At 61.9% G+C, this 19,898-nt stretch carries 21 protein-coding genes; 10 read left to right on the forward strand and 11 right to left on the reverse strand.

The annotated features are described in order from the left end of the window. Window positions 1-47: 47 nt before the first annotated feature. Together QRN36_RS13300 and QRN36_RS13305 are read right to left on the reverse strand one after the other, a co-directional pair. Complete coding sequence (locus QRN36_RS13300) at window positions 48-878, reverse strand: ABC transporter substrate-binding protein (protein WP_285424451.1); 831 nt, start codon at window positions 876-878, stop codon at window positions 48-50. An 89-nt stretch (window positions 879-967) separates the two neighbouring features. Continuing rightward, on the reverse strand, window positions 968-1,600 hold the full coding sequence (locus tag QRN36_RS13305; protein ID WP_285424452.1) for a TetR/AcrR family transcriptional regulator: 633 nt from the start codon (window positions 1,598-1,600) through the stop codon (window positions 968-970). Window positions 1,601-1,904: 304 nt separating this feature from the next. Between QRN36_RS13305 and QRN36_RS13310 the strand changes: the two genes are divergently transcribed. Both QRN36_RS13310 and QRN36_RS13315 read left to right on the forward strand, forming a co-directional pair. After that, window positions 1,905-2,447, forward strand: a complete 543-nt coding sequence (locus QRN36_RS13310) for an exonuclease domain-containing protein (RefSeq protein WP_285424453.1) — start codon at window positions 1,905-1,907, stop codon at window positions 2,445-2,447. Between the two features lie 88 nt (window positions 2,448-2,535). Beyond that, a complete protein-coding gene (locus tag QRN36_RS13315) occupies window positions 2,536-2,823 on the forward strand; it encodes a pyrimidine/purine nucleoside phosphorylase (RefSeq protein WP_285424454.1) in 288 nt (95 codons plus the stop codon). 228 nt (window positions 2,824-3,051) lie between these two features. Here the strand turns inward: QRN36_RS13315 and QRN36_RS13320 are convergent, their stop codons facing one another. After that, window positions 3,052-4,830, reverse strand: coding sequence for an ABC transporter transmembrane domain-containing protein (locus QRN36_RS13320; RefSeq protein ID WP_285424455.1), 1,779 nt, complete (start codon window positions 4,828-4,830; stop codon window positions 3,052-3,054). A gap of 323 nt (window positions 4,831-5,153) precedes the next feature. On the opposite strand from QRN36_RS13320, the gene QRN36_RS13325 reads away from it, so the two are divergent. Continuing rightward, complete coding sequence (locus QRN36_RS13325; RefSeq protein WP_177182088.1) at window positions 5,154-5,327, forward strand: PA1571 family protein; 174 nt, start codon at window positions 5,154-5,156, stop codon at window positions 5,325-5,327. A gap of 81 nt (window positions 5,328-5,408) precedes the next feature. Here QRN36_RS13325 and pdxB read toward each other — a convergent pair whose 3' ends face one another. Continuing rightward, on the reverse strand, window positions 5,409-6,551 hold the full coding sequence (gene pdxB, locus QRN36_RS13330) for a 4-phosphoerythronate dehydrogenase PdxB (protein ID WP_285424456.1): 1,143 nt from the start codon (window positions 6,549-6,551) through the stop codon (window positions 5,409-5,411). 75 nt (window positions 6,552-6,626) lie between these two features. Next, window positions 6,627-6,881, reverse strand: a complete 255-nt coding sequence (gene tusA, locus QRN36_RS13335; RefSeq protein ID WP_285424457.1) for a sulfurtransferase TusA — start codon at window positions 6,879-6,881, stop codon at window positions 6,627-6,629. Window positions 6,882-7,087: 206 nt separating this feature from the next. Here tusA and QRN36_RS13340 point away from each other — a divergent pair, with 206 nt between their 5' ends. Genes QRN36_RS13340 through QRN36_RS13365 form a run of 6 tightly spaced genes read left to right on the forward strand, consistent with a single transcriptional unit; the run spans window position 7,088 to window position 13,172 of the window. Beyond that, window positions 7,088-10,030 carry a monovalent cation/H+ antiporter subunit A gene (locus QRN36_RS13340; protein WP_285424458.1) on the forward strand — a complete coding sequence of 981 codons (2,943 nt, stop codon included), beginning with the start codon at window positions 7,088-7,090 and terminating at the stop codon, window positions 10,028-10,030. After that, window positions 10,030-10,374, forward strand: coding sequence for a Na+/H+ antiporter subunit C (locus tag QRN36_RS13345; protein WP_081568723.1), 345 nt, complete (start codon window positions 10,030-10,032; stop codon window positions 10,372-10,374). The genes QRN36_RS13340 and QRN36_RS13345 overlap by 1 nt, the downstream gene beginning before the upstream one ends. Beyond that, complete coding sequence (locus QRN36_RS13350) at window positions 10,371-12,050, forward strand: monovalent cation/H+ antiporter subunit D (protein ID WP_285424459.1); 1,680 nt, start codon at window positions 10,371-10,373, stop codon at window positions 12,048-12,050. Before QRN36_RS13345 ends, QRN36_RS13350 begins: the two co-directional genes overlap by 4 nt. Further along, window positions 12,047-12,535 carry a Na+/H+ antiporter subunit E gene (locus tag QRN36_RS13355; RefSeq protein ID WP_285424460.1) on the forward strand — a complete coding sequence of 163 codons (489 nt, stop codon included), beginning with the start codon at window positions 12,047-12,049 and terminating at the stop codon, window positions 12,533-12,535. The genes QRN36_RS13350 and QRN36_RS13355 overlap by 4 nt, the downstream gene beginning before the upstream one ends. Further along, entirely contained in the window at window positions 12,532-12,810 is a 279-nt protein-coding gene (locus QRN36_RS13360) for a K+/H+ antiporter subunit F (protein ID WP_093460244.1), read from the forward strand. Before QRN36_RS13355 ends, QRN36_RS13360 begins: the two co-directional genes overlap by 4 nt. Then, a complete protein-coding gene (locus tag QRN36_RS13365) occupies window positions 12,807-13,172 on the forward strand; it encodes a Na+/H+ antiporter subunit G (protein WP_285424461.1) in 366 nt (121 codons plus the stop codon). Before QRN36_RS13360 ends, QRN36_RS13365 begins: the two co-directional genes overlap by 4 nt. Window positions 13,173-13,236: 64 nt before the next feature. Here the strand turns inward: QRN36_RS13365 and QRN36_RS13370 are convergent, their stop codons facing one another. After that, window positions 13,237-13,704 (reverse strand): hypothetical protein, encoded by a 468-nt coding sequence (locus QRN36_RS13370; protein WP_285424462.1) that lies wholly within the window; start codon window positions 13,702-13,704, stop codon window positions 13,237-13,239. A 348-nt stretch (window positions 13,705-14,052) separates the two neighbouring features. Between QRN36_RS13370 and QRN36_RS13375 the strand changes: the two genes are divergently transcribed. Continuing rightward, window positions 14,053-14,289 carry a DUF2789 domain-containing protein gene (locus QRN36_RS13375; RefSeq protein ID WP_285424463.1) on the forward strand — a complete coding sequence of 79 codons (237 nt, stop codon included), beginning with the start codon at window positions 14,053-14,055 and terminating at the stop codon, window positions 14,287-14,289. Between the two features lie 27 nt (window positions 14,290-14,316). Here QRN36_RS13375 and QRN36_RS13380 read toward each other — a convergent pair whose 3' ends face one another. From QRN36_RS13380 to QRN36_RS13400, 5 genes are all read right to left on the reverse strand, one after another. After that, window positions 14,317-14,505, reverse strand: a complete 189-nt coding sequence (locus QRN36_RS13380; RefSeq protein WP_285424464.1) for a hypothetical protein — start codon at window positions 14,503-14,505, stop codon at window positions 14,317-14,319. A gap of 120 nt (window positions 14,506-14,625) precedes the next feature. Then, window positions 14,626-16,095 (reverse strand): DUF2235 domain-containing protein, encoded by a 1,470-nt coding sequence (locus QRN36_RS13385; RefSeq protein WP_285424465.1) that lies wholly within the window; start codon window positions 16,093-16,095, stop codon window positions 14,626-14,628. Between the two features lie 265 nt (window positions 16,096-16,360). Beyond that, entirely contained in the window at window positions 16,361-17,983 is a 1,623-nt protein-coding gene (locus QRN36_RS13390; protein ID WP_373568744.1) for a methyl-accepting chemotaxis protein, read from the reverse strand. A gap of 158 nt (window positions 17,984-18,141) precedes the next feature. Beyond that, the gene (locus QRN36_RS13395; RefSeq protein ID WP_093460262.1) at window positions 18,142-18,546 is read right to left on the reverse strand and encodes a TraR/DksA C4-type zinc finger protein; all 405 of its coding nucleotides are present in this window, start codon (window positions 18,544-18,546) and stop codon (window positions 18,142-18,144) included. A gap of 320 nt (window positions 18,547-18,866) precedes the next feature. After that, window positions 18,867-19,889: an ABC transporter permease gene (locus tag QRN36_RS13400; protein ID WP_093462452.1), complete on the reverse strand. Its 1,023-nt coding sequence runs from the start codon at window positions 19,887-19,889 to the stop codon at window positions 18,867-18,869. Window positions 19,890-19,898 lie beyond the last annotated feature (9 nt).

A 19,898-nucleotide genomic window follows, 5' to 3' on the forward strand; every position in this document is an offset into this window, starting at 1 on the left:
GGGCCAGCGCAGTCGCCAGCCTGAGTCACCCCCTCGCCTTTACCCTCTCAATCGCCGTCGCCTGAACTGTCCAGCGCGATGGAGTGATGCGTGGCTTGTGGCGTTACGGCGATGCGAAACGGCTGGAAGATCTTGAACATCTGCCCGTTCTCGCGCAGTTGGTTGAGCAGCAGGCTGAACTGCTCGCCGGTGATCGGCGCATTCGGGCGTAACAGCGCGAAGTGGCGGTAGACCTGATCCACGCGGTCCGACACCAGAAACTGGTCGGCGTCCTGGGGATTGTTGGCCATGAACGTGCTGAGGTAGGAACGGGTCACCAACGCGACATCGGCGCGATCACGCATCACCATCAACAGGTTGCTGTCGTGGGAATACGTCAGCGACGCGTTGTAGTGCTCGGCAAGGAATTTGGGATCGGCGTTGAAATCCGCGAACGCGTAGTGATAGCCGCTGAACAGCGCCAGCCGCTTGCCGTGCAAATCGTCGAAAAACGCCTGAGTGCGTCCGGGAATCTTGTGGGCCACGAAGATTTCGGCGTCCTCAAGGCCCATGTCGACATCCTCGTGAGCGATGCCCTTCCAGCCCCAGGCGGGGTTTTCGAAAATGGCCATGTCGAATCGCGCCTGCTGAAAGTCGCGGAACCGACGCGGGATCGAGGTGGGGACCATCTCGAACCGGTAATCGCTCTGCATGGCGTTGAGCGCACTGACCATCTGCGGCAGCAGCCCGGTGTCTTCCCCGCGTTCAGGGCGAATCGTATAAGGCGGAAAGTGCGCGGCACCAATGCGCACGACCTGCGCCGCCCCCGCCTGCCAGGCCCACAGGGTCGTGGTCGCCAACAGCAGCGTTTTAAAAGCCATCCGCACCGGCGTAGACATCAAGACAAGGCACCTCATGCGAATCGGAGTACGTAAGCTATGCGTTTGCGAACAATTAGACAACGGTCAAAAAGACGTAAAAATCACATTTATTCACACCTTGCTTCTTTGAGCAGCAACATCAGTGCCTGCTCGGCAAGTTGTTCCAGCGTCAGGCTGCCGCCGGTGCGAAACCAGGTGGTGGTCCAGGACAACGCCCCGGTCAGAAACCGCCGGGTGACGAACACATCACTGGCAATCAGCCCGGCTTCCTCGGCTTCTCCCAGCACCTGCAGCCACACCTGCTCGTACGCGTCGCGCAGCACCAGGATTTTCGCCTGCCCATCGGCGGACAGCGAGCGCCACTCATAAACCATCACGGCCATGGCCTCGCCGGTACCGCCCATGATCGACTGCAACTCGCATTTGATGAGCGCCAGCACGCGCGCCCGGACACCGGTGGCTTTTTCCAGCGCGGCGCGCATGAGCGCCGTGTTGTAGATTGCCGTCTGCTCCATCACCGCGCAGAGAATCTCGTCCTTGCTGCGAAAGTGATGAAAGATGCTGCCGGACTGAATACCCGCCGCGGCCCCCAGATCCCTCACGGTCGTGCGCTCGTAGCCCTTGTGATGGAACAAGTGCGCCGCCACCTGCAGCAACTTGCCGCGGGCGCTGTCGGGATCCGTGATCAGACCCTGCTCGACCAGGTCGCGCATGACCGTCCAGGCACTGTGTTCGTCCACCGTGAGCCCCCGGAAATGGCGAAGGAAATTTCTGACAGAAACAGCAAGGGTCGCGCGGCAATTTATGCCGAGCGCGTCAACCAAGCAAGCGCTCGGGCGACCACTGGCGCGTTGTTCGTGGTAAAAATTCCCACACGGAGCAAACAATCGCCTGCCGCGCGAGTCCCAGACTGGATCATTCCGCGTCGCCGAGGCTCTTTCGCCGGTCCCGATGCGGGACGGACAAAGACAGTTTTCTTACCGTCCGGACCGAATATGACTACGCTCCATGGCGGCGCCACGGGTTAAAAGACTGGAGTTAGAGATGCCCCACTGGTTGGTGATAGATCTGGAGGCCACCACCGAAGAGGGCGGATGGCCAGTGGCAGAAATGGAGATCATTGAGATCGGCGCGTCGGTGGTCAATCACACCGGGCGCGAGGTCGACCACTTCGAGCGCTTCGTGCGGCCTGCGCGCAGGCCGCAACTGACGCCGTTCTGCCGGGAGCTGACGCACATCCAGCAGAGCGCCATCGACACCGCGTCGCCACTGACCACGGTCTGGCCGCAGTTCGAGCGCTGGCTCAGTCATCATCGCGCGCGGCTGGTGGGCTGGACGAGCTGGGGCGACTACGACCGTCAGCAACTGGAAGTGGAATGGCAGCAGCACCAGTTGAGCAGCGAGCTTTCACGGCTTGCGCACATCAATCTCAAGCAGCGCTTCGCGCAGGCACGCCAGTTGAGCAAACCCTGCGGCCTGAATGCCGCGCTGCAGCTGGCGGGGATGCATTTCAACGGTCAGCAGCACCGAGCGTTGTCGGACGCGCGCAATACCGCACGGTTGTTACCGTTAGTGATTCCGGGCTAGGTGTGACGCAATTATCAAAGCGGATGACGGCCTTTTGTACGTTGGGCATACTGTCCGACCTTTCGCACCCCTTCCAAGGAGATCAGCCATGTTCAAGGTCAACGAGTATTTCGACGGCACCGTCAAGTCCATCGCCTTCCAGCAAGCCGAAGGTGCGGCGACCATCGGCGTCATGGCTCCCGGAAAATACAACTTCGGCACCGCTGATCGCGAAATCATGCACGTCATCTCGGGATCGCTGAAGGTCTTGCTGCCAGGCAGCAACGATTGGGAAACCTTCGAGGCGGGCGACCAGTTCCGCGTACCGGCCAACAGCAAGTTCGACCTGGAAGTCAGCGTCGAAACCGCTTACCTGTGCGAATACCGCAAGGACTGATCGGGCAAAACGCAGCCTTCCCGGCTAAAGCCGGTCCTGCGAAAAGCCTGCAACGTCCGTATGACCTGGGTTCCCGGCTAAAGCCGGTCCTACGAAAAGCCTGCAATGTCCGTAGGACCGGCTTCAGCCGGGAAGAGGCCGGTTCAGGCTGTGCAGATGGAGTGGTTGGGCATCAGTCTGCGTCCGATGGCGGCCCCGAGCAACCTCAGTTCCACAGGCAAACCAGCATCACCCCACCCGCTCCGCTCCCGCATTGAACTGCAACGCCGCCAACCGCGCATACAGCGGATTGCTGGCAATCAACTCCTGATGCGTCCCCACCGCCACCAACTTTCCCTGGTCCATCACGGCAATCCGGTCAGCGTTCTGTACCGTCGCCAGACGGTGGGCGATCACCAGCGTGGTGCGACCTTGCATGAGGGTCGGCAGCGCCTGTTGAATCAGGTGTTCACTTTGCGCATCCAGTGCGCTGGTGGCCTCGTCGAGCAGCAGAACCGGTGCATCCGCCAGTAGCGCACGAGCAATGGCCAGTCGCTGACGCTGCCCGCCGGACAGGCCCATCCCGCCATCGCCCAGATGGGTCTGATAGCCCTGCGGCAGCAGCTGAATGAATTCGTGGGCGTGGGCGGTACGCGCCGCCGCTTCGACCTGCTCGACACTCGCGGCGGGGTTGCCGTAACGAATATTGTCTTCCACGCTGCCGAAGAACAGCGCGGGGGTCTGCGACACCCAAGCGAAGCAGCGACGCAGGTCGAGCGGGTCCAGACGCTGCGCCGGCAGGCCCTCGATCAGAATCTGCCCATGCTGCGGATCGTAGAAACGCAGCAATAAATCGAACAGCGTGGATTTACCCGCCCCGGACGGTCCGACCAAGGCCAGCGTTTCACCCGCCTGGATGGTCAGGGTCAGGCCGTCGACGGCATTGCGTTCAGGCCGGGAAGGATAAGCAAAACTGACGTTTTCAAGCGCAAGTTGCCCGCTGATGCGTTTGGGCAGCGTCAGCAGGTCAGCCGGGGGCGCGGTGATTTCGCTGCGCGCCTGCAACAGCTCGGTAATGCGTTCCGCCGCACCGGCCGCTCGCTGCATCTCGCCGATCACCTCGCTGAGGGTGCCGAACGCGCTGCCGACAATCAGGCTGTAGAACACGAAAGCTGCCAGCTCGCCGCCGGAGATTCGGCCCGCAATGACGTCCATGCCCCCGACCCACAGCATCACGCCGACCGCGCCAAGCACCAGCACGATCACCAGCGTGATCAGCCAGGAACGTTGCAGAATGCGTTTGCGTGCCGTGTCGAACGCGTCCTCGGCGGTCCGCGAAAATCGTTCGCGATCCTGTTGCTGATGGTTGTAGGCCTGCACGGTCTTGATCTGCCCGAGCGCTTCGGAGACGTAACTGCCAACGTCGGCCACCCGATCCTGGCTTTCCCGCGACAGGCTGCGCACTCGACGCCCGAAGATCAGGATGGGTGCGACCACCAGCGGCAAGGCGATCACCACGATGCTGGTCAGTTTCGGATTGGTGAAAAACAGCAGTATCACGCCGCCGATCACCATGAGCGCGTTGCGCAGGAACATCGACAGCGACGATCCGATCACCGACTGCAGCAACGTCGTGTCCGCGGTCAGCCGCGACTGGATTTCCGAGCTGCGGTTGTTCTCGTAAAAGCCCGGATGAAGGCTGACCAAATGGTCGAACACCTGCTTGCGCAGATCGGCAACCACTCGCTCACCGATCCAGGACACCAGATAGAAACGGGTAAACGTCCCCACCGCAAGGGCCAGCACCAGCACCATGAACAGTGCGATGGTTTCGTTGAGCAGCGTCGGCGAGCGGGTCATGAACCCCTGATCGACCATGAGTCGAATGCCCTGGCCCATCGACAACGTGATGCCTGCAGTGACGATCAGCGCCACCAGCGCGGCGATGGCCTGTCGGCGGTACGGCGCGAGCATGCGCATCGCCAGACGGATGGCATGGCGCTGACGCCCGGAAAATACTGAAGCCATTTGATGCACCCATAAGACGAGCCAGCCGCCAAGCCTACACCGCCCATCCTTGCTACGCTCGTCGTGTTTCGCTGAACTCATGGCGTCCGACCCAGTCATCTACTGGGTGCCCACGCTGCTACTTGAGCCGCGTCATGAACAGCGACAGCGTCTGTCGGTGGAACGGCCAAAGCATTCGGTATGAGCAATCGATCTAACCGAAGGCTGGAGATTCGAGGCGGATTCTGGTGCACTGAGTCAACGCTTTCGGCGCTCAAGGATGTCATGGCGCGATCATGCAAGCGTGGGTAAATGAAGCGCACAACCTGATGAGGAGACAGGCCATGAGCTTGCACAGCAGCAGTCAAGAACCCGTCGTCCGGGCCCAACCCAAGCTTCAGCTGGGTGGCGCCATTCTCGACAAGGACGGGAAAGAAGTCCTGATTACTGAAGAAATGGTTCAGGCCGCATGTCAGGAATGCGAAAAGTACTGGGTCAAACCCGAAAAACAAGAGTGATGATCAGACTCACTTGAAACCCGGCGCATCAGCCGGGTTTTTTATGCCCGCCAGACGGCCGGGAAGTCCGCCGCGATGCCGTTAAATCAGCGAAGCCCCCAGCGCCTGAACGATCTGCGTCAGCGCGGCGGACTCGCCATTGATGCTCACGCGCAGCGCATCGATTTCCCGACGCGGCGGGTAATGCTTGCGCAGTGCATCGAACGCCAGACGCTGGCTGTTGACGTCGCCCACCAGGCTGCGACGGAAGTCGGCATCGTCGCGGCGCGGGTCATAGACGCCGCGGCACAGCATGTTCAGCGCCCAGGCCGGGTCGGTGGCCGCATCGAGCGTGACGTTCGCCAGCCAGGGCCGGGGCAGCAGATCGGCGAGTTCGATCGTTGCCGGTTGTCCGAGGTGCGCGCACAGCGCCTGATAGATCTGCGCAGTGCCGCGCTGGCGGCCGTCGAGGCTGTAGCCGGCGATGTGCGGCGTGCCGATGACGCACAGCTCGGCCAGTTCGACATCCACCACCGGCTCTTTTTCCCAGACATCGAGTACGGCCTGAAGGTCTTCGCGCTCAAGCAGCACCTCGCGCAGGGCGCTGTTGTCCACGATCGGGCCGCGCGCGGCGTTGATCAGCCAGGCGCCGTGTTTCAGCTGCTGCAAACGCGCCCGGTCGAACAGATGCCAGGTCGGCAGATCGCCGGTCTTGTTCAGAGGCGTGTGCAGACTGATGACGTCACAGCGCGCGACGATCTCGTCAAGGCTGACGTAGTCGCCACCCTCGGCGGCCTGACGCGGCGGGTCGCACACCAGCACATTCCAGCCCAGGCCGCGCAGCACCTTGATCAGTCGACCGCCGACCTGCCCCGCGCCGACGATGCCATATGTGCGCGAAGCAAGCTCAACGCCTTCGATTTCCGCCAGGGTCAACAGGCTGCCCAGCACGTAGTCCACCACCCCGCGGGCATTGCAGCCAGGGGCGCTGGACCACTGAATGCCGGCCTGATGGAAATAATCGAGATCGAGATGATCGGTGCCGATGGTGCAGGTGCCCACGAAGCGAACCGGCGTGCCTTCGAGCAGTTCGCGGGTGACTCTGGTCACCGAGCGCACCAGCAGAATATCGGCATCGGCGACCGCGGCGCGATCCAGGGTGCGCCCCGGATAGCGGTGGATATCACCGAAGCCGGAAAAAAAGGCGTCGAGCAGTGGAATGTTTTCGTCGGCAACTATGCGCATGTCAGGGCTCCTGGAGTCGCGGCAGTGTAGGCGCTAGAGCACCGCGCAGCCAGCCTGATGCGTCAGCGACGGGACTCAATCCTGCTTCTTGCGGATCCAGTAGAGGAAAACGCCGTCGCCGGCGTGCTTCTCGATCAGGTCATGACCGAGAAAAACACAGAACTTTGGAATGTCGCGCTGGGTCGACGGATCGGTGGCGATGACCTTGAGCAAGCCACCGGCCGGCAGGTCGCGCACTTTCTGATGCAGCATCATGACCGGCTCAGGGCAATTGAGACCTGTGGCGTCAAGGACGGCATCAGCGCAAAGGCTTTCGATGGATTCAGACATGAGGTGCTCCGGAAACTGGCGGGCATTGTCGCTTAAATGAATTAATGAGCCAATCGTTACTGCTCTTGAGCGCGTCTGACGCCTGTTCACGCAGGTCAACTACGCTGCTGCCTACTGACTTTGTAGGATTCTGCGACATCTTGGTGGTTGGTGATGCTCCACCCGGCACGTATGATCCTTGACATTTTTGCGCAGATTAGAAACCTATGTCCCTGATAGTTCTACTGCTTCTGCCTTTCATCGGCAGCTGTCTGGCGGCGCTTTTGCCGCACAACGCACGCAACACCGAATCCCTCCTCGCCGGCCTGATCGCCCTGATCGGCGCCGTGCAGGTGGCGTTGTGGTATCCGCAGATCGCCCACGGCGGGGTCATTCGCGAGGAATTTTTCTGGTTGCCCAGCCTTGGCCTGAACTTCGTCTTGCGTCTGGACGGGTTTGCCTGGCTGTTTTCCATGCTGGTGCTGGGCATCGGCACGCTGGTGTCGCTGTACGCCCGCTACTACATGTCTCCGGACGACCCCGTACCGCGATTCTTCTCGTTTTTCCTGGCGTTCATGGGCGCCATGCTTGGCCTTGTGATGTCCGGGCACCTGATTCAGATCGTGTTTTTCTGGGAACTGACCAGCGTCTTCTCGTTCTTGCTGATCGGCTACTGGCACCATCGCGCCGACGCCCGACGCGGCGCCTACATGGCACTGATGGTCACCGGCGCGGGCGGTCTGGCGCTGCTGGTCGGCGTGATGCTGCTGGGCCACGTCGTCGGCAGCTACGATCTGGATCGCGTGCTGGCGTCCGGCGATGCGATTCGCGCCCACGCGCTCTACCCCGTTCTGCTAACTCTGATTCTGATTGGCGCGCTGAGTAAAAGCGCCCAGTTCCCGTTCCATTTCTGGCTGCCTCACGCCATGGCGGCGCCGACCCCGGTCTCCGCGTACCTGCATTCGGCAACCATGGTCAAAGCCGGGGTGTTCCTGCTGGCGCGGCTATGGCCTGCACTGTCCGGCAGTGAACAGTGGTTCTGGATCGTCAGTGGCGCGGGCGCCTGCACCCTGGTGATCGGCGCCTATTCGGCGATCTTCCAGACCGACCTTAAAGGCTTGCTGGCGTATTCGACCATCAGCCATCTGGGTCTGATCACCTTGCTGCTGGGGCTGAACAGCCCGCTGGCGGCTGTCGCTGCCGTGTTTCACATTCTCAACCACGCCACATTCAAAGCTTCGCTGTTCATGGCGGCCGGGATCATCGACCACGAAAGCGGCACGCGGGACATTCGCAAACTCAGCGGCCTGATCAGGCTGATGCCCTACACCGCGACCCTGGCCATGGTGGCCAGTGCGGCAATGGCTGGCGTGCCGCTGCTCAACGGTTTCCTGTCCAAGGAAATGTTCTTCGCAGAGACCGTTTTCATCACCTCCACTGCCTGGGTGGAGACGGCCTTGCCGATCATTGCCACCATCGCCGGCACCTTCAGCGTCGCTTATTCACTGCGTTTCACGGTCGACGTGTTCTTCGGCCCGAAAGCCACCGACCTGCCGCACACGCCCCACGAGCCGGCTCGCTGGATGCGCGTGCCGGTCGAACTGCTGGTGCTGGCGTGCCTGATCGTCGGGATTTTTCCTGCGCAGTCGGTTGGCCCGCTGCTGGCCGCCGCCGCGCAACCGGTGGTCGGCGGCGCGCTGCCCGAATACAGCCTGGCGATCTGGCACGGCTGGAACGCGCCGATGATCATGAGTCTGATCGCCATGGGCGCCGGCATCGTCCTGTATCTGCTGCTGCGGCCGCGCTTCAAGCGCGACCGTTTCAAGGGTCCGCCGCTGATGTGGCGACTTAACGGCAAGCGCCTGTTCGAGCGCTCGCTGGTGAACATGTTGCGCACCGCGCGCCTGTTCGAGCGCCTGCTGACGACCCGGCGGCTGCAGGCCCAGCTGTTTCTGATGGTGCTCGCCGCGCTGGTGGCAGGCTTCGTGCCGATGTACGACGGCGGGCTGACCTGGGGCGAGCGGCCGAAGATTCCGGGCTCCGGCGTGTTCGTCATGCTGTGGCTGATCGCGATTGCCTGCGCCCTCGGCGCGGCCTGGCAAGCCAAGTATCACCGCCTCGCAGCCGTGACGATGGTCAGCGTCTGCGGCCTGATGACCTGCGTCACCTTCGTCTGGTTTTCCGCGCCGGATCTGGCACTGACCCAACTGGTGGTGGAGGTGGTGACCACCGTCCTGATTCTGCTGGGGCTGCGCTGGCTGCCACGACGCAATGAAAACGTCGCGCCAAAGACTCGCTCGCGCAACCGCGCCCGGGCACGACGCGTGCGTGACTTCATCCTGGCCGTGGCGGTCGGCGGCGGCATGGCGCTGCTGTCCTACGCCATGCTCACGCGCCCGACGCCCAACGTGATTTCCGAGTTCTATCTGAGTCGCGCGCTGTCACAGGGCGGCGGCACCAATGCCGTCAACGTCATGCTGGTGGATTTCCGCGGCTTCGATACGTTCGGCGAAATCACCGTACTGGCGGTGGTGGCGCTGACGGTCTTTGCCCTGTTGCGGCGTTTCCGCCCGCCCAAGGAGAGCATCGCCCTGCCCGCGCAACAACGCTTGCTGGCCCGCGATGTGGTCACCGATCTGGTGAACCCGCGAAACGCCAAAGACACCGCGCTGGGCTTCATGATGGTGCCCGCGGTGCTGGTGCGCCTGCTGCTGCCGGTCGCGTTCGTGGTGTCGATGTACCTGTTCATGCGCGGCCACAACCAGCCGGGCGGTGGCTTTGTCGCCGGGCTGGTGATGTCGGTGGCGTTCATTCTCCAGTACATGGTCGCCGGCACTCAGTGGGTCGAGGCGAACATGAGCCTGCGCCCGCTGCGCTGGATGGGAACCGGGCTGTTTTTCGCCCTGGCAACCGGGCTGGGTTCGATGGCGCTGGGTTATCCGTTCATGACCACCCACACCGCGCACCTGCATCTGCCGCTGCTGGGCGATGTTCACGTCGCCAGTGCGCTGTTTTTCGACATCGGCGTGTACGCCGTGGTGGTCGGCTCGACGCTGCTGATTCTGACCGCGCTGGCTCACCAGTCGGTGCGCAGTCATCGTCCGACCTCGCTGCCGCAGCCGATCGAACCGGCTGAACCGGCCAGTCCCGTTTCCCAAGGAGCCATCTGATGGAAGAAGTCATTGCCATTGCCATCGGCGTGCTCGCCGCTTCCGGGGTGTGGCTGATCCTGCGCCCGCGGACCTTTCAAGTCGTCATGGGCCTGTGCCTGCTGTCGTACGGCGTCAACCTGTTCATCTTCAGCATGGGCAGTCTGTTCATCGGCAAGGAGCCGATCATCAAGGACGGCGTGCCGCAGGACCTGCTCAACTACACCGACCCGCTGCCCCAGGCGCTGGTGCTCACGGCCATCGTCATCAGTTTCGCCATGACCGCGCTGTTCCTGGTGGTGCTGCTGGCCTCTCGTGGCCTGACCGGCAATGACCATGTGGACGGCCGGGAGAGCAGTGAATGAGCTTCATGAATCAACTGATCGTCGCGCCGATCCTGTTGCCGGTGCTGACCGCTGCGCTGATGCTCTGGCTGGGGGAAAAACACAGGCCGTTGAAGGCGCGCATCAATCTGCTCTCGACCGCGCTGGGCCTGGGAATCGCCATCACGCTGATGATGTGGGTGCAGAAAACCGGCACCACCGGATCGATCGGCGTGTACCTGCCGGGCAACTGGGAATCGCCCTTCGGGATCGTGCTGGTGGTCGATCACCTCTCGGCGCTGATGCTGGTGTTGACGGGCATCGTCGCCTTCTGCGCGCTGTTGTTCGCCCTCGCACGCTGGGACCGGGCCGGCGCCAGCTTTCACGCGCTTTTCCAGATCCAACTGATGGGCCTGTACGGCGCGTTTCTGACGGCCGATCTGTTCAACCTGTTCGTGTTCTTCGAGGTGCTGCTGGCGGCATCCTACGGCCTGATGCTGCACGGGTCGGGCCGCGCGCGGGTGTCGGCGGGCCTGCATTACATCACCATCAACCTGCTGGCCTCGTCGTTGTTTCTGATCGGTGCGGCGCTGATCTACGGCGTCACCGGCACCCTGAATCTGGCCGACCTGGCCGTGAAGATTCCGCAGGTGCCGGACGCTGATCTGGGCCTGCTGCACGCCGGCGCTGCCATTCTGGCGGTGGCGTTTCTCGCCAAGGCCGGCATGTGGCCGCTCAACTTCTGGCTGGTGCCGGCCTATTCTGCCGCCAGCGCGCCGGTGGCGGCGCTCTTCGCGATCATGACCAAGGTCGGCGCCTACACATTGTTGCGTCTGTGGACGCTGATGTTTTCCGGGCAAGCGGGCGCATCGGCGTTCTTTGGCGGTCAGTGGCTGATCTGGGGCGGGATGGCGACGCTGACCGTGGCAGCCGTTTCGGTGGTGGCCGCCCAGCGCCTTGAGCGCATGGCCAGCTTGAGCATTCTGGTTTCGGCAGGGATTCTGCTGTCGGCCGTCGGCTTCGCCCAGCCAAGCCTCACGGCCGGCGCGCTGTTCTATCTGGTCAGCTCGACCCTGGCACTGAGCGCGCTGTTCCTGCTGGCCGAGCTGATCGAGCGTTCGCGCTCAGCCAACGACATCGCGCTGGAAGAGGACGCCGACCAGTTGCCCAAGGCGCTGGAATCACTGCATCCCGTGCCCGGCACCAACCTGGACGATGAACAGAAAGCGCTGGTCGGTCAGGTGATCCCCTGGACGATGGCTTTTCTGGGCCTGAGTTTCATTGCCTGTGCGCTGTTGATCATCGGCATGCCACCGCTGTCGGGCTTCCTCGGCAAACTGACGCTGATCAGCGCCCTGCTCAATCCGCTGGGCCTGGATGTGGCGAAAGACGAGGCCATCCGGGGTGACAGCTGGACGCTGGTGGCGCTGTTGATCGTTTCCGGTCTGGCGTCGCTGTTTGCCTTTGTGCGCGTCGGCATCAAGCGCTTCTGGACCCCGCAGGAACGCCCTTCGCCGCTGTTGCGCCTGAACGAGTGCATCCCCATCGCGATTCTGCTTGGCTGCTCGATCGTGCTGACATTCAAGGCTCAGGCGCTGTTGCATTACACCGAGGACACCGCGCAGGCGCTGCATGACCCACAGCAATACGTGCTGTCGGTCATGGCCGCTAAACCGGTGCCGGGTCCGATCACCGCGACGTCGGAGGTGCAGCCATGAAGCGCCTGTTCCCCGCTCCGCTGCTGTCGCTGTCGCTGTGTGCCCTGTGGTTGTTGCTCAACCTGTCCCTCAGCGCCGGCAACCTGCTGCTCGGCCTGCTGCTGGGGCTTGTCGCGCCGTTGATGTTCGCCCCGCTGCGGCCGCTGCCGGTGAGCATTCGCAAACCGTTCGTGGCGATCAGAATGTTTGTGCAGGTGGGCCGCGACGTCGTGTCGTCGAACCTCGCCGTGGCCTGGGGCATTCTGCGCGCGCGCAGCCGGCCGCCACGCTCAGCCTTCGTCAAGGTGCCGCTGGACCTGCGCGACGCCAACGGCCTGGCGGCCCTGTCGATGATCTGCACCGTGGTGCCCGGCACCGTGTGGTCGGAACTGGCGTTGGACCGCAGCGTTCTGCTGATGCACGTCTTCGATCTGGATGACGAAGCCCGGTTCATCGAACACTTCAAGACCACGTACGAACGCCCTTTGATGGAGATTTTTCAATGAGCGGCCTGCTCACTCAAGCGATCCTCTTCAGCCTGTCGGTGTTCGCGTTCGCCATGGTCCTCACCCTGATCCGCCTGTTCAAGGGACCATCGGCGCAAGACCGCGTACTGGCGCTGGACTATCTGTACATCCTGGCGATGCTGATGATGCTGGTGCTGGGCATCCGCTACGCCAGCGATACCTACTTCGAAGCCGCGCTGTTGATCGCCTTGTTCGGCTTCGTCGGCTCGTTCGCGCTGGCCAAATTCCTCTTGCGTGGCGAGGTGATCGAATGAATTCGCTGTACGTGTTGCCGTTCTGGGTTGAGGTACTGACGGCAGTGTTACTGGTGCTGAGCAGCCTTTTCGCGCTGATCGGTGCGATCGGACTGTTGCGGATGAAGGATTTTTTCCAGCGCATGCATCCGCCGGCGCTGGCGTCGACGCTCGGCGCCTGGTGCGTGGCACTTGCCTCGATCATCTACTTCTCGGCGATGAAGAGCGCGCCGGTGCTGCACGCCTGGTTGATCCCGATTCTGCTGGCGATCACGGTGCCGGTGACGACGCTGCTGCTGGCCAGAACCGGCTTGTTCCGCAAGCGCATGGCCGGTGACGACGTGCCGCCGGAAGTTTCCGAAGGGCGCCACGAGGGGAAATGATCGTCAGTGGCAACGCCGCGCGCTGCCCGACCCGAACCAGGATCACACGCTCTGCCGACGTGCCTTACTCGCTGGCCTTGAACACCAGTTCGCCTTTGCGCCACTTGGCGGCCTTGGCGGTAGCGGACTTGAGCACTTTGCTCAGGCCGGCCTGAATCTGCTCATGGGCGGCAAATACCATGAACACGCTCTGGGATTCCTTGAACACGATGCCGTGGCCTTCCGGCACTTCAACGAACGCGTATTCGCCCAGGCCATAAATGGTCATCTTGATGTCGCGGAACCTGATTTCAAACTTGCCGCCTTCACGGCTGGGCAGTACCGAGGCGCGGAAATGGTCACCCACTTTCAATTCCAGACGTGGCTTGTCGTCAACCACCAGAGCCGTCTCGGTGTCGATTTCAGACATGTAAATGCCTTCGGGGGACTGCTCGATAACGTAAACGAAACGTGCCTGGAACTGCTTCACCAACTTCGCGCGCAAATCTCCCAGCACGAATAACGCATGGGTATCCAGATTACTTACTGCCAATGTACAAGCTCCCAACCTGATATGAACTTGCCCGGCCAAGGGCCAGGCAAGGAAAAATCGACATGAAAAAAGTGCGCCCCTGAAGCCGGGCGCTGGCATGAACGTGGATTCTACCGGCAGTGAGTCTATACGGGATATATGCCTTTCGTCCGTAATCTCGCTGATTTTGTACACGAATGTCACCGACACCCTGTGTGCAATCGATTCCATGCGTGCGGCCGTTCGAGGCTGAATCGATACGGCAGATCGTTAGAACTCTTGTCGCTCCCCGATACTCACATATGCACGGAGTCGATGACGCCAATCACTCAGTACATTTCGGGCGTCGAGCCCATCGAGGAGAAAGACATGGACATGACTCAAAACACACTCGAAACTCTATTCGATCAGTTGGGCCTGGCTTCGGACGAGGCCAGCATCGACGCATTCATCGCAGCGCATCAGTTGCCGGACGATGTGAAGTTGATCGACGCGGATTTCTGGACACCGCAACAGGCCAGGTACCTGAAGGAAGAGCTGCGCGCCGACGGTGAATGGGCGATGGTGGTGGACGAGCTCAACGAGCGGCTTCACCCGAAAAAGTAAGCAGGCGTAAAAACAATGGCGGGCCGGTCAGGCCGCCATTGTCAGTTGTCGCATCCACGCACTGCGGCACTCTTCGGCCTCCGCACGGCTTTCGAACGCCGTGCCGCGCGGCTCTCCGTTGATCAGCACGACCCAACAGACGCGCAGGCCTCGCTTGCGAAACGACGGGGGCACGCCCTGACCGATCATCGCCGCGATATCGATATTGCTTCGCATGCCATCCTCCGGGGATCTCTTGAGCATTCAGCGATGGCGCCATGATAAGGGCGGCCCGGCGTCGGAAAAAGCTATCCCCGGCATAGGTGACTTGCATGATCGGTAACAAACTTACGGGCCTCAATGTGGATAACCGGGCTGCCCGACATTCATGAAAGCCTGTCGGCCATTGTCGCCGGGCGCGTGCACGAACAGGTTGCCCATCAGGGAATCACGACTGCCTAACGAGTTGTTCCAGTGGGCCGAGCAGTGGATGTAGCGTCGGTACAGGATCGTCATGTCCGCCTCGTCGAGCGGCGGGGCTTCGCCCATGCCGAAAGCGATCAGTCGGCTGGCGATCCCGCGCAGCTCCGGCGGCAGGCTGGTTTCCGGTGAATCCACGATCGCCTCGAAGGGCACGCCTTGCGCACACGCCAGCGCGTGCATGAGCCTCAGGTAAATCCGTGACAGATGGCCAAACACCCGCCGTTCGAGCATGACCGTGGCCACGACGGTCTTCATGCCACGCACCCGCTGCCCTACCCGTTCGATGCACTCGACGCCAAGGCAAGCGCTGTCGTCGTCGGGGTCGAGCCAGCGCTGGGCGTTCAGCCCGGAGAGCTGCGCATGGGCCTGCAGCCAGGCGTCGGTGGTGTCGAACGGTGTATCGGCGCTGACCAGACTGCGCAGTGGCCGGCTGAGTGCTACCCGCTCAAACGCCTGGGGCTGATACCCGCCCCCCACATCCGAATGGCTGCCGGGCAGAACGATCTCCATTTCCCAGTGCGGCTTGATGCTGTTGAGGGCGAAATTTCGCCGATGCTCGTCGGCCGCAACCAGATGCAGCACCTGCTGTGCGCATCCGGGGGGTAAAAACAGGTTGACCCGGTTATTCACGCTGTCCCGGACATTGCCCAGATCGGAAAACCCGCCCACTGCCGCCACGGTGTCGAACAGGCCTATGACCTTGAGCCGGACGTGGCCGCCGGACCAGGAAAAGTCAGGCACCAACGGCAACTTGCGGGCGTCGAGCACCCCGTCGAGCGCGCCTTTGGCCTGCTTGAGCACTTCATTGGCAAAGTGACGCGCCGACGCCGCGCCCCGGCTGAAACCGAAGACGTCGAACTCGAGCGCGGCGATGACGCAACCGGGGTTGTCGCCGCGAAAGGTGGCAAGCACATCGGCGACCTTCTTGATGCTTTTGGACACTTTTGCGACGACACCGGTCGTTCCGCGACCGAAGCCCTGGCCGGAGAGTCTTGAGTCTCTGCCGCCCGACGTCGTGCCGACGCCGCTGATATAAATCGACCGATAGACTTTCAGCCCATCGCCCGCGTTATGGGCGCGAGGCTGATCACGGTAAAGCGCCGCCAGCCTGGCGATATTGGTGAGATCGTTCGCATAACTGCTGTCGGGGTCGCTGTGGCGCCCTCCGCATTCCTTGATGTGGGCATTGGCATACACTTCAGACATCGCCTGACAATCGGCGCCGATCTGACTGTTGACGCGGTTATTGCCGGTTCCATCGAAGAACAGGCCGATCCGCACAGTGACCTCCAGGGCGTTGAGCAAGGTAGCGTCAGCGTGCGGCTTCAAAGGGGTGGTTTTCATGAGAGTCATCCTTGAGTACTGGATCCCGCCCGGACCTACATATCCGGACACATACCCACAGAATGCTCGCACTCGAAACATCGTCAATTGGCCAGACAACGCTTCAGAAACTTCCCACTTGAATCTCAGACCGATAAAGCGCTCAGAGGCTGTTCAACCTACAAACCCCAGCGCTTTATCCACCGCGTTAAACACTTGGAATAGAAATTGAACGGACTCACGTTGAGCCCCGCTCAGATTTCACCGCCGCCCAAAACACCTGGGCTCAAACCTTGCCGGCGACACTGGCTTCTGGCCGATACCCCAGGCGCAAGCCACCCCAGTGGCGTCCCTTGACCATGATCGGCACCGACAGATCGTGCATCAGTTCGCCGGTGTCGCGGGTGTAGGTTTGCAGAAGAACCGGCTGCTGGTGGCTGCCGCAGCGGACTCCCGTGCGGTCGTCGAATTTACGCTTGGTGCGATTCTGTACCGTATCGACGGCGACATCGCCGGTCAGTGGGCGGCTGAACGCCTGATTGTGCGTAGGCACATACCCTTGCTGCGTGCAGGCAATGGCAAACACCAACCCCTCGTGTCGGGACAGCAAAGGCTCCTGAATGGCGGGCAGGACTTGATCGGTGTAACGGTCGAAACGGGTCTGGTACTTGACCGGCGAAGTGTTGGCGATCGGTTGATAACTGCGATCGAACAGATCCGCGAGGGCCACGCGCCCTTGGTCGATATCCTGCTCGAATTGGTGCGCGATCTGCCCGGCGCCCTCACGGGCCAGATCGTAGATGCGCTGGTGATAATCATCCAGACCGACCTGGGCGAGCCGTTCGCTGATGGTCTCGGCCTGCCCTTCCATCTGCACCGCCGACTGCGCCAGACGCCGGGTCTGATCGTCACTGATGGCGAGGTCGCTGCGCATCTGCTCGACGGCCACGAACAGGCTGCTCAGTTGCTCCTGATTGGTCTGGGCCCCGCGGGCGATTTCGCCGACCTGACTTTCCACGTCCACGGCCAGCCGGGCAATGCTGCCCAGTTGCTGGCCGGTGGTTTCGACCTGCGCGACGCCGCCATCGAGATCGCCGGACAACTGACGGATCTGCTCCACCACCTGAGCGGTACGCTGCTGGATATCGGCAACCATCGCACCGACCTCACCAGTGGCCGTTGCGGTGCGTCCCGCCAGCCCCCGCACCTCGTCGGCGACCACCGCAAAACCGCGACCGTGTTCGCCCGCGCGAGCGGCTTCGATGGCGGCGTTCAGCGCCAGCAGGTTGGTCTGGCTGGCGATGGACTGAATGACGGCCGTCACCCGCTGAATGTCCTCGCTGCGCAGGCTGAGCGCCTCGATCAACTGGCGGCTGTCATCGGCGCGCTGGCTGAGCTGATGCATCAGCTCGATCGACTGGTTGAGCACGGCCAGCCCGGCGTCACTGCTTTCCCGGGCCTGACTGGCGGCGCCCAGCGCCTGCTGACTCAGTGCGGAGGTTGCGCGTTCGGTGGCGATCATCACATCGGCGCTGCTGACGATCTGTTCAGCCGCGTCCACCTGGGACTGCAACTTGCTCGCCAATTGCCTGACGGAAAACGCCACGGCGGCGGCCGACAAGGCATTGTGGCTGGTGCTGCGGGAAAGATCGCGGGTCAGGCGGTTGATCGCCTCTTCGCCATCGCCGTGCTCGACGACGGGCGCCTGCGGCGTGAAAAAACGCGGCAGCCAGATCGCCAGCAAGGCCAACGGCAGCGCGAGATAAACAGGGGCGTCGGCCTGGATCATGGCCATGAACGACAGGCCGACGGCCAGACTTTGCAGCGTCGGCGTCAGCCAGGCTCTGGCGGTGTGCCGGCCAGCGGCCGGTTGCGGGGCGAACGTGTCCATACTTCCATCAGCAGCCATACCTGACCCACCCTGCTTATCATTATTTTGAAAGCATTAAACGCCAGATAGCGGCCATGCGCTATCAACCGTTGGTGGTAGTCGGTCGGATTTTTCCGGGCTGGAAGCGGCCGTTCATGCGGTTCGACTGCGCGGATAGGGCAGCCGAACCCGGATCGTCAGGCCTGACGCTGGTGGCGATCGATCTGCTCGTGACGCTCTTGAGCTTCGATGCAGTATTTGGTGGTCGGGCTGATCAGAAGGCGCTTGAGGCCAATGGGCTCGCCGCTGTCGTCGCACCAGCCAAAGGTGTCTTCGGCAATGCGCGTCAGGGCCATTTCCAGCTGTGGCAGCATGCGCTGATCGCGATCGATCACGTTCACCAGCCAGTGGCGCTCTTCTTCCACAGAAGCGGCATCGGCAGGATCGGCCGGGGTGTCCAGGCTTTCAATCGCAATACGGCTTTGCTCGATGCGCTCATGGATTTCCACTTTCATGTCTTGCAGCAACGCGGTGAAGAAAGCGTGCTGCTCGGCGTTCATGTAGTCATCGGCCGGCATCGCCAGCAACTTTTCCTTGGTCATTGATTTCTCTATAAAAAAACGTGCATTAAGGCGAATTAAAGGAGCGCCTCAGCGTAACGACGAAAGCGCCATAGTCTCCAAGCGCCACCTGGCACTCAATTTACGAGGGGCGGCAGTCTAAGGCCGGGTTCCGTACTCGGCAACATAATTGATCAGGATTCGCTCAACAAGCCCCGTAATCCCCGGTGGCATTGAGTGAAACCGGTGTCCGGGGCATTTTCGCACCGACGGTCTCTGACCGGTCGCCTCACCTTCGGTTCAAATCCGCAGCAAAACAAAAAGGGCCTGAAACCAGGCCCTTTTCACTCTTCATCTTGGCGTCAGCGCTTGAGTTTGCGCTTGTTGCGGTATTGGTCGATGACCACCGCAACGACGATGATCAACCCTTTGATGATGTCTTGTACATAGGCATCGACACCCACGAAGGTAAATCCGCTGGCCATCACGCCCAGAATCAGCGCACCGATCACCGTTCCCGTGATCCGCCCGACCCCGCCTGACAGACTGGTGCCGCCGATCACCGCGGCGGCGATGGCGTCCAGCTCATAGGACACGCCCATGCCGGCCTGCCCCGTGGCCGCACGAGCCGAGGCAACCACACCGGCCAGGCCCGCCAGCAACCCGGCGATGCTGTACACGATCACCAGATGACGCTTGACGTTGATTCCCGACGTGCGCGCCGCCTGCATGTTGCCGCCGATCGCGTAGGTGTATTTGCCGTACTTGGTGTAGCGCAGGGCGATGTGGAAGATCACCGCCACCACCAGGAAAATGATCACCGGCATGGCCCCCTGTCCGATGGCGGTGTAGGAATCGTTGAGCATGCTCACCGGCTGACCGCCGGTATAGAAGCGCGCCAGTCCGCGTGCCGACACCATCATGCCCAGCGTGGCGATGAACGGCGGAATGCCGGTGATGGCAATGATGCTGCCGTTGATCGCACCGGCCAGCAAGCCGACGCCCAGACCTGCGATCACCGGTATCCAGACCGGCAGGTCGGTCAGCGACGGAAACACCGCGCGGCTGTAGTCGGAGGACTGCGCAAGGCTCGCCGCGATCATCGCCGTTAGCGCCAGCACCGAGCCCGATGACAGGTCGATGCCGGTGGTGATGATCACTTGCGTGACGCCAATGGCGATCATGCCGATGATCGACACCTGCAGAATCATCAGCACCAGACGCTGAGAGTTGAGCAGAAAGCTCTGGTCGCGCACCACCCAGCCGAAGACCTCGAAGATCAGGCCGATGCCGATCAGCACCAGGAAAATGCTCAGTTCGGTCGGCCACCGGCGTTTATGTCGATTGGGCGCCAGCGCGGGTTTGTTTTCCAGGATCGCGTTCATCTTCATTCG

The sequence above is a fragment of the Pseudomonas sp. efr-133-TYG-103a genome (assembly GCF_030209235.1).
Taxonomy (GTDB): Bacteria; Pseudomonadota; Gammaproteobacteria; order Pseudomonadales; family Pseudomonadaceae; genus Aquipseudomonas.

Excerpts from the sequence above, each read along its gene's own strand:
- QRN36_RS13300 (WP_285424451.1), bottom strand. The coding sequence starts at position 878 with ATGTCTACGCCGGTGCGGATGGCTTTTAAAACGCTGCTGTTGGCGACC.
- QRN36_RS13310 (WP_285424453.1), top strand. The coding sequence starts at position 1,905 with ATGCCCCACTGGTTGGTGATAGATCTGGAGGCCACCACCGAAGAGGGC.
- QRN36_RS13315 (WP_285424454.1), top strand. The coding sequence starts at position 2,536 with ATGTTCAAGGTCAACGAGTATTTCGACGGCACCGTCAAGTCCATCGCC.
- QRN36_RS13320 (WP_285424455.1), bottom strand. The coding sequence starts at position 4,830 with ATGGCTTCAGTATTTTCCGGGCGTCAGCGCCATGCCATCCGTCTGGCG.
- QRN36_RS13325 (WP_177182088.1), top strand. The coding sequence starts at position 5,154 with ATGAGCTTGCACAGCAGCAGTCAAGAACCCGTCGTCCGGGCCCAACCC.
- pdxB (WP_285424456.1), bottom strand. The coding sequence starts at position 6,551 with ATGCGCATAGTTGCCGACGAAAACATTCCACTGCTCGACGCCTTTTTT.
- tusA (WP_285424457.1), bottom strand. The coding sequence starts at position 6,881 with ATGTCTGAATCCATCGAAAGCCTTTGCGCTGATGCCGTCCTTGACGCC.
- QRN36_RS13340 (WP_285424458.1), top strand. The coding sequence starts at position 7,088 with ATGTCCCTGATAGTTCTACTGCTTCTGCCTTTCATCGGCAGCTGTCTG.
- QRN36_RS13345 (WP_081568723.1), top strand. The coding sequence starts at position 10,030 with ATGGAAGAAGTCATTGCCATTGCCATCGGCGTGCTCGCCGCTTCCGGG.
- QRN36_RS13350 (WP_285424459.1), top strand. The coding sequence starts at position 10,371 with ATGAGCTTCATGAATCAACTGATCGTCGCGCCGATCCTGTTGCCGGTG.
- QRN36_RS13355 (WP_285424460.1), top strand. The coding sequence starts at position 12,047 with ATGAAGCGCCTGTTCCCCGCTCCGCTGCTGTCGCTGTCGCTGTGTGCC.
- QRN36_RS13360 (WP_093460244.1), top strand. The coding sequence starts at position 12,532 with ATGAGCGGCCTGCTCACTCAAGCGATCCTCTTCAGCCTGTCGGTGTTC.
- QRN36_RS13365 (WP_285424461.1), top strand. The coding sequence starts at position 12,807 with ATGAATTCGCTGTACGTGTTGCCGTTCTGGGTTGAGGTACTGACGGCA.
- QRN36_RS13375 (WP_285424463.1), top strand. The coding sequence starts at position 14,053 with ATGGACATGACTCAAAACACACTCGAAACTCTATTCGATCAGTTGGGC.
- QRN36_RS13380 (WP_285424464.1), bottom strand. The coding sequence starts at position 14,505 with ATGCGAAGCAATATCGATATCGCGGCGATGATCGGTCAGGGCGTGCCC.
- QRN36_RS13385 (WP_285424465.1), bottom strand. The coding sequence starts at position 16,095 with ATGAAAACCACCCCTTTGAAGCCGCACGCTGACGCTACCTTGCTCAAC.
- QRN36_RS13390 (WP_373568744.1), bottom strand. The coding sequence starts at position 17,983 with ATGGCTGCTGATGGAAGTATGGACACGTTCGCCCCGCAACCGGCCGCT.
- QRN36_RS13395 (WP_093460262.1), bottom strand. The coding sequence starts at position 18,546 with ATGACCAAGGAAAAGTTGCTGGCGATGCCGGCCGATGACTACATGAAC.
- QRN36_RS13400 (WP_093462452.1), bottom strand. The coding sequence starts at position 19,889 with ATGAACGCGATCCTGGAAAACAAACCCGCGCTGGCGCCCAATCGACAT.